The sequence below is a fragment of the Halothiobacillus sp. genome (assembly GCF_027346185.1).
Taxonomy (GTDB): domain Bacteria; phylum Pseudomonadota; class Gammaproteobacteria; order Halothiobacillales; family Halothiobacillaceae; genus Halothiobacillus.
Map to the genome: position 1 here is coordinate 1 of NZ_DAIESY010000085.1, position 3,544 is coordinate 3,544.

Here is a 3,544-nt window from a genome sequence, read left to right on the forward strand (position 1 = left end):
GGCGAAGCTGGCGGTACCAATACTCCAGTCGCAAGGATTTACGGCCCTTTGCCCAGTCTGAAAACTGGTTCTCGGTGGCGATAAAATGTCGGTCCGGATAGATTTTCCAAGGCACTTTATGACTATCACAAGTGGCTTTCATTGCATGATTCAGGCGTTCGGCACCGGCCGATACCCAGATAACCTGCTGCGGTAGATGCGCCACGATGGCCGCGGCAAGGGCATCGGCCAACTGCCCATAAGGATGTGCGCCGAACAGGGCGTAGTGAACCGTTATACCTTCGCTTCTCAGGGCCGCGGCAAAATGTCGCATGGCACTGAAGAACAGGGCAATACGCAGCTTGTGCGACCAGACATGGGCGGCCTCACCGGTTGCCTCGGCCATGAATACTGCATCCTGGTCAGGATCGAAGACATCGAAAACCGCGCTGTTGCGGTTGAGTTGATCTCCCAGAACGACAATGAGTTGGCGCACGATTTTTACCTTAGCGTTGTTCGGGCTGCGCCGACTTTGCCAGCGCTCGGCACTTATCGGAACAATATTTCAGGTTCGGCCAATCCCGTGCCCATTTCTTGCGCCAGGTGAAGGGGCGCTGGCAATAACAACAGGTTTTCCGGGGTAGTAAGTGCTTGTCATTCGACCTACGTTTGATTGAACTCTCGTGCATCGAACCATTAGCCATTGTTCGATTTGATTAGCGGGACGTTGTCAATGAAGGCCAGCATCAAGGCCGCTGCGGAGTCGCCGCTCAGGGTGTACGGATCAAAGGTGTCGGTGCCGCTGTATTCATAAAAAGTGGCTTTGTTGATTGATCCCTCGCCGAGATAGCCCATGTTCCAGTCCGCAAACTGGCGTTTGACGATTTCCCGATAGTCCAGCAACACGGGGGCGGTGTGCCGCGGATCCTGGCTGATCCGCGCAAAGCGCTCGTTGACGGCCAAGCGCTCACCTTCAAGCCATTGCAGGAAAAAACCGGAATTGAACATCAACAAACCGGATACGCCTCGGGGTTTGTTGTTGCGTTGCGAGGCGGCCAGAATATCCTTGATGGCACGATAATCTAAATCAGGCGCGAGCCTGGAAACGTAGATGAGACGAACAAGCATGGATTACTCCTATCAATTTTAAGTTGTACTAGACTTATACAATATTTATTCAACCAGTGCTTGAATTGTTTGGTCGGGAACAGGTGCGCAAGCGACCAGAAAAACCTGAGAAAGAAATCACGGCGAATGGGTGTGAGTAGTTCAGGCTCAACAAGCTACAATACGGTCTTGTTAAGTGTTATTGAGTCAATGTGAATGAAAGCGCCTGAATTGTTATCTCCTGCCGGTACGCTCAAATCGATGCGTTACGCCTTTGCCTACGGTGCCGACGCCGTTTATGCGGGGCTGCCTCGGTATAGCCTGCGGGTGCGTAACAATGATTTTCTTGAAGATAATCTGCGCATCGGCATTGATGAAGCGCATGCGGCGGGCAAGAAATTTTTCATGACGGTGAATCTGTCGCCGCATAACACCAAGCTCAGAACATTCATCAAGGACATGACCCCACTGGTCGAGATGCAGCCGGATGCGTTCATCATGGCCGACCCCGGCCTGATCATGATGGTGCGTCAGCAGTGGCCGGATCTGCCGATTCATCTTTCCGTACAGGCCAATACCGTCAACTGGGCGACGGTGCAGTTCTGGAAGAATGCGGGTATTTCGCGTGTGATTCTCTCGCGTGAACTCTCTTTGGATGAGATCAGCGAAATCCGTGATCGTTGCCCGGATATGGAGCTGGAAGTATTCGTTCACGGCGCTCTGTGTATTGCCTACTCTGGGCGCTGCCTGCTTTCCGGCTACTTCAACCATCGTGATCCGAATCAGGGCACCTGCACCAATGCCTGCCGCTGGGAATACAAAACCGAGGCCGCGACAGAAGATTTGTCCGGTGTCTATCGCCCGGCAGAATCTTCGATTATCCCGCTCGATGCCGTGGGTGGTGCTACGGCCATGGAAGGCTTCGATTTCTCGGGTGCCGAGCAATCATTCGGCCCGACGGGAAGCGATAACCGCCATCCCAAGGCCAACGATGTGTATTTTATTGAAGAGCCGAATCGACCGGGCGAATTGATGCCGATCGAAGAAGATGAGCACGGCACGTATATCCTCAACTCCCGTGATTTGCGTGCGGTGGAACATGTCCAGGCGCTGACACGCATTGGTGTGGATTGCCTCAAGATCGAGGGCCGGACCAAATCACACTATTACGTAGCCCGAACCGCGCAAGTTTATCGCCAGGCGATCGATGATGCTGTGGCCGGTCGCCCCTTCGACCCGAATCTGATTGCCGAACTCGATAACCTCGCACATCGGGGCTATACCGACGGATTCTTTGAACGGCATCACACCAAGGAATACCAGAACTATATCGAGGGCGTTTCCAAACACCGCGAGCAGCAGTTCGTAGGCGAGATCACCTCGGTGCAGGGCGATTGGGCCGAGGTGGATATCAAGAACAAGTTGGCCGTTGGTGATTCAGTCACCTTCATGCTGCCCGACGGCAACCGCATCGAGCAACTGGCCGATATGCAAACCTTGGAGGGTGCCGCCATGACCGAAGCGCCTGGTGGTGGCTACAAGGTTCGCCTCAAATTGCCGGAAGGCGCAGGGGCATTTGGCGACCGCTTGAAATATGGTCTGATTGCCAAACATCTGAACGGCTGATTTCATGCCGATTCTGAATCGTTATCTGTTGCGCGAGGCGAGTGTGGCCACCCTTGGGGTGACCTTGATCGTCATGCTCATCATGCTGGCGAATCTGCTTGCTCGTTCGCTTTCTGCGGCAGCGGACGGTACGTTGCCCTCAAGCCTGATCCCCGCGATGATGGGTTTCAACGCCGTCAAGCTGTTGATCTATGTGTTGCCGGTGGGGTTGTTCATCGGTTTGATGTTCGCCCTGGGGCGGATGAGTCGGGATTCGGAGCTGACCGTCCTTCGCGCCTGCGGCTATGGGCCCCGGCATCTAAGCCAGGCCATCCTTTGGCTGGCTATACCAGTCAGCCTGTTGACGGCCAGTATTTCGCTGATCGGTTATCCGGCTCTGCAGCAGGTTCAGTCGCGGATGATCGACGTCGCACGCGGTCAACAAGTGGTTAATCAACTGCCGGTTGGCCGTTTTATCGAAGATCCGTCCGGTAGAGCGGTGCTTTATATCGGGAGTAAGTCCGGTAATGGTTATTCGGATATCTTCGCGTTCAATGAACCTACGAATGGAAAAAATGCTCGCCAAAAGCCGGGGGTTGAAATGGCACCCTTCGGTAAATTGATGACGGACTCTGCCGGGCATCGATATGTGGTGCTGGAACAGGGTCGAAGAATTCAGGGGGTAGCGGGTGAACAGGACTGGTCTGTAATTGACTATCAAACCCATGAAATTCTTGTGCCGGGGCAGGCGGACACGGAAAACACTCAGGAAAACAGGAAATCATCCCTGCAGCTGCTGCATTCGAATTTGCCCGGCGATCAGGCCGAATTCTATTACCGCCTCTCGCAAGCG

Annotated in this window: 5 protein-coding genes; 2 read left to right on the forward strand and 3 right to left on the reverse strand. The window is 54.1% G+C overall.

The genetic code is table 11. The annotated features are described in order from the left end of the window. The 3 genes from M7R55_RS06640 to M7R55_RS06650 all read right to left on the reverse strand — a co-directional run. Positions 1-475: cryptochrome/photolyase family protein (locus M7R55_RS06640; RefSeq protein ID WP_298219596.1), on the reverse strand; the 475-nt coding region annotated here is incomplete at its 3' end. 10 nt (positions 476-485) lie between these two features. After that, complete coding sequence (locus M7R55_RS06645; RefSeq protein ID WP_366881162.1) at positions 486-683, reverse strand: DUF2256 domain-containing protein; 198 nt, start codon at positions 681-683, stop codon at positions 486-488. Continuing rightward, complete coding sequence (locus M7R55_RS06650) at positions 676-1,107, reverse strand: BLUF domain-containing protein (protein WP_298219598.1); 432 nt, start codon at positions 1,105-1,107, stop codon at positions 676-678. Before M7R55_RS06650 ends, M7R55_RS06645 begins: the two co-directional genes overlap by 8 nt. 195 nt (positions 1,108-1,302) lie before the next feature. On the opposite strand from M7R55_RS06650, the gene yegQ reads away from it, so the two are divergent. Beyond that, positions 1,303-2,712 (forward strand): tRNA 5-hydroxyuridine modification protein YegQ, encoded by a 1,410-nt coding sequence (yegQ, locus tag M7R55_RS06655; protein ID WP_298219600.1) that lies wholly within the window; start codon positions 1,303-1,305, stop codon positions 2,710-2,712. 4 nt (positions 2,713-2,716) lie between these two features. Then, the coding region (locus M7R55_RS06660) for an LptF/LptG family permease (protein ID WP_298219602.1) at positions 2,717-3,544 on the forward strand (828 nt) is incomplete at its 3' end.